Consider the following 6,330-nt stretch of genomic DNA (forward strand, 5'->3'; position numbering starts at 1 on the left):
GCTTTCCTGTTTGAGGGCTGTTGGGTAGTTTACTGCATCCCCGCCCTAAAGGGCGAGGCTTTCAGAAGAAAAAGTAAAGGTGTACTCAACTCCAGCTTCATCTAAAAGAAGCTTCATTATTTGGAAGGCATACTTCGCCTTAGTACCCTCCATCTCAACTGAAACGAAATAGTTTTTCCTTTTCCCGAGAGTTATGTCAAAATTAAGCCTTTCAGTAAGCTCTACATCAAGGAAAGTCAGTTTTTTCTGTGTTTTGTATTCCCTCACCATAACGTGTGGGAACTTTTTTCTCAGCTTTTCCACTATTCTCTCCACCTTGTTGTACTCTTGTTCATTAAGCTCTTCGGTGAGCTTAAGTTTTTCCACTATCATGCACTTCACCAAAAGAGGCCTTCAAAAAAAGTCTTATAAAGTTTGCATCCCTTAAAAGAGCATCGGAAGGTGGTGATATGAAGGCCATATACAGAGGCATGTGTCCTAACTGTGAGGATAGAATAAGTGACTCACGTTTATACAAGAAGCATCCCTGCGAGGTATGTCTTGATGAGGAAATAAAAGCTGAGGTATATTTTGACCTGATAAAAGGGATTAGAGATGCCCTAAAGCTAAAAGGGACTTTAAAACACTGGGAAGAACTGTATTCTCTTGAGAGAAAGTTAAAAGAGGCTGAAGAACTTTTCGAGAAAGCCACTGGCTTCACTTTCTGGAGCGCCCAAAAAACCTGGGTCAAACGTTTAGTGAGAGGAAAGAGCTTTTCTATAATCGCCCCCACTGGAATGGGAAAGAGCGTTTTTGGGGCTTTTATGTCAGTTTATTATGCAAAAAAGAATAAAAAATCGTACATAGTCCTGCCAACAACACCTTTGGTAATTCAAACAATCAAGAGAGTTCAGACATTTGCAGAAAAAACCGGGGTAAGCGTTAACTTAGCTTACTACCACGGAAACATGAAGAAAAAAGAAAAGGAAGAAATGCTCCAGAAGATACAGAGCGGAGAGTTTGATGTCCTCATAACCTCTGCACAGTATTTAGCGAGGAATTTTGACCTCTTAAAGGATAAAAAGTTTGACTTTATATTCGTGGATGACGTTGATGCCTTCCTCAAAGCCTCAAAGAACATAGACCGCTCCCTCATTCTCCTCGGCTTTACCGAAGAGATCATTCAAAAGGCCTGGGAAATTATAAAGCTCAAAAAACAGATGGCGAAATACCTCAACGGCAACAGTAGTGACAAGAATGAAAAGCTAAAAGAGCTGAACAAGCAGATAAATGCCATTGAGAAGGAGATTAGAAAGTTCAAGCGTGAAAATAAGATAGGAGTTCTAATTGTAGCATCCGCCACAGGAAGTGCAAGAGGGGACAGAATAAAGCTTTACCGTGAGCTTCTCGATTTTGAAGTGGGAAGCGGCAGATCTGCACTGAGAAACGTCGTGGACAGCTATCTCTTCCCAGAAAAGCCCATAGAAGAGCATGTCAAAGAGCTGTTGGAAACCTTAGGCCCTGGAGGACTCATATTTGTCCCGGTTGATCAGGGAATAGCGTATGCAGAGAAGCTGACGAAGTACCTTCAGGATTTAGGATTCAAGGTGGAATTGGTCTCAGCGAGGAACAAAAAGGGGCTTGAGAAATTCGAGAAGGGAGAGGTTGACTACCTGATAGGCGTTGCTACGTATTACGGTTCCATCGTGAGAGGGCTTGATTTGCCCCACCTAATAAGATACGCCATATTCACCGGTGTTCCAAAGTTCCGGTTCAGCATAGACCTTGAACAGCCCACCATATACAGGGTTTTAGGGTTAATGAGCGAAGTCATGGAGTTTCTCGGAGATGAAGATAGGAGAGAGGCAGAGAAGCTGTATGCCAGACTAAGGAGACTCATAAGAAACATCCCGCAATTTGAAATCCTGAAGATAGAGGAAGCACTTGCAGAAGGACTGCCCTTAGAAGGGTTCTCAAATCATGTTCTTGGGGTCTTTAGAGAAGCCGTTGAGTTCCTCAGGAATGTGTTAAGAAAGCCCGAAGTTCTAAAGAGGATAGAAGAAGACCCATTTGTAAGCCTCAAGAAAGAGGAAGGAAAATGGTACATAGAGATTCCCGACGTGAGAACGTACATACAGGCCACGGGAAGAACTTCGAGGCTTTTCGCTGGAGGTATCACAAAGGGTCTCAGCGTTTTAATAGTGGATAACGAAAAGATCCTCAACGGACTTAAGAGGCAAATGCGCTGGCGCTTTGCGGAGTTTGACATGAAGCCCTTCAATGAGCTCAACTTGGAGGAGATACTAAAAGAAATCGACGCTGATAGGGAGAAAGTTAGGCTCATTATGGAGGGCAAAATAGCGGAGAAGACAAAAGACCTCGTAAAGTCAGCCCTTATGATTGTGGAGTCACCGAACAAGGCTAGAACCATTGCAGGTTTCTTTGGACAGCCAAGCAAGCGGCGTATTGGGGATTTAGTGGCATATGAAGTAAGCATAGGCGATCTGATGCTCACCATACTGGCAAGCGGAGGGCACATGTTCGATCTCGTTACTACAGAAGGTTACCACGGAGTTTTGATAAAGGAAAATGACGGAAAGCTTTACTTTATTCCGGTTTACGATACCTTAAAGCGCTGTAGAGACTGTGGCCATCAGTTCGTGGACTGGGAAGAGAAGGGGGTATGCCCCAAGTGCGGCTCAAGGGATGTGAGGGATGCCCTTGAAAACGTCGTTGCAATGAGAGAAATTGCCCAAGAAGTTGATGAGATACTGATCGGAACTGATCCCGATGTTGAGGGTGAAAAGATAGCCTGGGACATAAGAAACGTTCTTTCTCCGTATACTCCAACCATAAAGAGGATAGAGTTCCACGAAGTCACGAGGCCGGCTATTCTAAAGGCCCTTAAAGAGGCAAGAGACGTGAACGAAGCGAGAGTAAATGCTCAACTCGTGAGGAGAATAGAAGACAGATGGATAGGGTTCGAGCTCAGCCAGAAGCTCTGGGAAGTCTTTGAGAACACTTACCTCTCAGCTGGGAGAGTCCAAACTCCCGTTCTGGGCTGGATCATAGAGAGATACAGAGAATTCGTGGAAAGCGAAACCGACTTCATGAGGTTAACCCTTGAAAACGATCTGGAAGTGACGCTTGAGGGAGCTAAGGAAGAAGTCCAAGAGGTAGTCGTTGAAGATGTCCAACTGGAGGAAAGAGAACTAAACCCCCTCCCACCATATACAACCGATACTCTGCTCCAGGATGCCTCAAGATTCCTAGGATTTTCAACCGACTACACTATGAGGCTCGCCCAAGACCTATTCGAACTGGGTCTGGTGACTTACATAAGAACGGACTCCACTCACGTAAGCAACGTCGGCCTTGAAGTCGCTAAGGAATACATTACCGAAGAGATTGGCGAGGATTACTTTGCTCCAAGGAAGTGGGGAGAAGAAGGGGCGCATGAGTGTATAAGGCCCACAAGACCCATAGATACCGGAAGGCTCATGCAGCTGCTGAGGGATGGGATAATAACTCTGGCAAGAAGTCTAACAAGGGACCACTTTAGGCTCTATGACATGATATTCAGGCGCTTTATGACTTCCCAGATGAAAGCGGCAAAGATACTCTACGAAAAGGCCGTTATCGACGCAAAAGTAGCAAAAGCGGAAGTGGAAGGCTATGTGGAGATACTCTTCGATGGGTGGACAAAGCTCAGAGCTCCGCCACTGAGGCAGATACCGAAACTTGAGAAGGGACAGATAATTAAGGTTAAGGAAATCAAGAAATGGAGGGCTCCGAAAGTACCTCTGTTCACCCAGGGAGACATAATAGCCCTTATGAAGGAGCGCAAAATCGGAAGGCCATCTACATATGCAAAGATCGTCAAAACTCTCTTGGACAGACACTATGTTATCGAAACGAAGGGAAGGAAGAAGTTGGTGCCAACAGAGCTTGGTACGAAGGTCTATCACTACCTAATAAGCAAATACAAGGAGCTCGTAAGCGAAGAAAGGACCAGACAGCTGGAGGAGCTCATGGATCTCGTGGAGGAGAACAAGGTAGATTACCAGGAAATACTGAACGATATGTACAAGGAAATAAGGAAGTACATCGCTTCTTGATTTGCTTCTCTTCCCATTTCTTCTTAAAACTTGAGATGAAAAGAGAAGAGAAAAGAAATCACTCTTTTTTGTGCTTCATTTTCCAGTGGTGCCACTTGTAGAGGGCAGCAAGTGACTTGATTGCCCTTTCTGGCTCTGGGTAGGCTGGGATGCCGTGTTCGTTGAGCATGTCAATTGCTTCCTTGGCTTCAACGCCACCTACTATTGCCACTACGAGCGGTTTCTTCCTTCCGCTTGCCTCGTACTCCTTGATGACTATCTTTGCGAGGTCTCTTGGGTCAAGGACAGCTGTCTGGCAGTAGAGGACTGCTATGGCATGCATCTCTGGGTGTGCCAGGGCATCTCTAATTGCACCTTCGTAGGATTCAGCTCCAGCCATACCTGTAAGGTCTACCGGGTTCTTGTAGCTTCCGAATGGTGGCATGTGGTTTGCAAAGACCTTGAGCTCCTCAAGGTTGTCGTAAAGCTTCAATCCTTCTTCCTCAGCGGCGTCAGTTGCCATAACGCCTATTCCACCACCGTTTGTGAGGATTACAACGTTCTCTCCTTGTGGCTCTGGGAGGTTTGAAAGTGTTCTTGCCCAGTCAAAAGCCTCGCCAATTGTTAGTGCTCTTAGAACACCGCTCTGCTTGAATGCTGCTGTGTAAATGTTGTCAGCACCAGCAAGTGAACCTGTGTGTGAAGCAGCTGCCTTGGCTCCCCTTTCACTCCTTCCAGCTTTGATGATTATGATTGGCTTCTTCATTGAGACCTTCTTTGCGACTTCCATGAATTTTCTTCCGTCTTTCACACCTTCCATGTAAATCAAGATGGCTCCGGTGTTTTCGTCAGTCTCAAAGTATTCGAGCAGGTCTGCATCGTCAATATCGCTCTTGTTTCCAACGCTAACAACAGCTGAAAGACCGACCTTTTCAAGTATTGTCCATCCCATAAGGGCTATTCCAAGGGCACCGCTCTGGCTGATGAGGGCAAGCTTTCCAGGCATTACATCTGTTGGACCGAAAGTTGCGTTGAGCTTGGCTGGGGTGTAAACAACACCGAAGATGTTTGGACCGAGTATCCTCATTCCATACTTGTGGGCTGTCTCTACAAGCTGCTGCTCGACTTTCTTCCCTTCTTCGCCAAGCTCTCCAAAACCTGAGCTTATAATTGGGAGGACTTTTACTCCCTTCTTTCCGCACTCTTCTACCACTTGTGGGACAAACTTAGCGGGAACAACTATAACTGCCATGTCTACTTCATCAGGGACATCGAGAATGCTCTTGTATACTGGGAATTTTCTTCCACTGATCTCTATTTCTCCGCCCTTAACGTTAACTGCATAGATTTTGCCCTCGTAGCCATAGTCGATAAGGTTTTTCATAATAGCGTATCCTATCTTTCCGGGTGTGCCAGAAGCGCCTATAACGGCAACGCTCTTTGGTTTGAAAAGTGCTTCTAGGCTCATTTCCTTCACCTCATGAACTTTACAAAGGTTAATGCGAGAGAGGAGTTATAACTTTTCTCTTCTTCATTTGACGACCTAGATATCGGCGTTTGTTTAAAGAACCAATGGTTTTCAACAATAATAAGAGAACAAGTAGTTTGCAGGAGTCATAGTGTTATTAAAACGACAAACTGTGATAAACTGTAGTGTTAAAGGGCAATGTTTTAAAGTCCTAGAGAAAAAATAGAAAGTGGTGATGACCCTTCCCCTCCCTGAGAGGGTGATGAACACACCGGTAGGCTGATGAAAATGACGAGGATGGAAGACGAGGAGAAAACCGCCCAGTATACTCACATTCATAAGCTTTTTAGAAAAGCATTAGAGATTTCCTTTGATACAGTTATTATGCTATTCCTGTTTTTCATCCTCTACCTAACCGTCTACTCGATATACCTTAATTTCAAGCTAACCTACAATGTTAGCGACCCAAAGCTCCTTATTGCGAATATACTAGTCACTAACCCTAGTTCCCATTAGATCGTTAGAGTTATAAGCACTTAAGTCTTTTGATTGATTGGTGGTTGTATTGAGCTTTCAGAGGAAAATCCTGATCATAAAATCCGAAATCTACCCGATAATCAGCAAACACTACCCGAAAAACACTCACAGGGAAATAATCAGCCTCTACGACCTAATAACCTTCGCAATACTAGCACACTTGCACTTTAACGGAGTTTACAAGCACGCTTACAGAGTCCTAATCGAAGAAATGAAGCTGTTCCCCAAAATCAGGTACAACAAACTAAC

The 6,330-nt window shown here is 44.7% G+C and carries 4 protein-coding genes and 1 pseudogene; 3 read left to right on the forward strand and 2 right to left on the reverse strand.

Features of this window, described 5'->3' with window-relative positions; all coding sequences use genetic code 11:
• Positions 1-45: 45 nt before the first annotated feature.
• Positions 46-372 carry a hypothetical protein gene (locus tag GBV73_RS10105; RefSeq protein ID WP_152881135.1) on the reverse strand — a complete coding sequence of 109 codons (327 nt, stop codon included), beginning with the start codon at positions 370-372 and terminating at the stop codon, positions 46-48.
• A 77-nt stretch (positions 373-449) separates the two neighbouring features.
• On the opposite strand from GBV73_RS10105, the gene rgy reads away from it, so the two are divergent.
• Positions 450-4,097 carry a reverse gyrase gene (gene rgy, locus GBV73_RS10110; protein ID WP_152881133.1) on the forward strand — a complete coding sequence of 1,216 codons (3,648 nt, stop codon included), beginning with the start codon at positions 450-452 and terminating at the stop codon, positions 4,095-4,097.
• A 58-nt stretch (positions 4,098-4,155) separates the two neighbouring features.
• On the opposite strand, the gene acs is transcribed toward rgy, so the two are convergent.
• Entirely contained in the window at positions 4,156-5,544 is a 1,389-nt protein-coding gene (gene acs, locus GBV73_RS10115) for an acetate--CoA ligase alpha subunit (RefSeq protein WP_042697991.1), read from the reverse strand.
• Positions 5,545-5,832: 288 nt separating this feature from the next.
• On the opposite strand from acs, the gene GBV73_RS10125 reads away from it, so the two are divergent.
• A complete protein-coding gene (locus tag GBV73_RS10125) occupies positions 5,833-6,060 on the forward strand; it encodes a hypothetical protein (protein WP_253910357.1) in 228 nt (75 codons plus the stop codon).
• Between the two features lie 40 nt (positions 6,061-6,100).
• A pseudogene (locus GBV73_RS10130) lies at positions 6,101-6,330 on the forward strand (IS982 family transposase); the annotation flags it as partial.

The sequence above is a fragment of the Thermococcus sp. 101 C5 genome (genome assembly GCF_009372125.1).
In the GTDB taxonomy this organism is placed as follows: Archaea; Methanobacteriota_B; Thermococci; order Thermococcales; family Thermococcaceae; genus Thermococcus_A; species Thermococcus_A bergensis.

Excerpts from the sequence above, each read along its gene's own strand:
- rgy (WP_152881133.1), top strand. The coding sequence starts at position 450 with ATGAAGGCCATATACAGAGGCATGTGTCCTAACTGTGAGGATAGAATA.
- GBV73_RS10105 (WP_152881135.1), bottom strand. The coding sequence starts at position 372 with ATGATAGTGGAAAAACTTAAGCTCACCGAAGAGCTTAATGAACAAGAG.
- GBV73_RS10125 (WP_253910357.1), top strand. The coding sequence starts at position 5,833 with ATGACGAGGATGGAAGACGAGGAGAAAACCGCCCAGTATACTCACATT.
- acs (WP_042697991.1), bottom strand. The coding sequence starts at position 5,544 with ATGAGCCTAGAAGCACTTTTCAAACCAAAGAGCGTTGCCGTTATAGGC.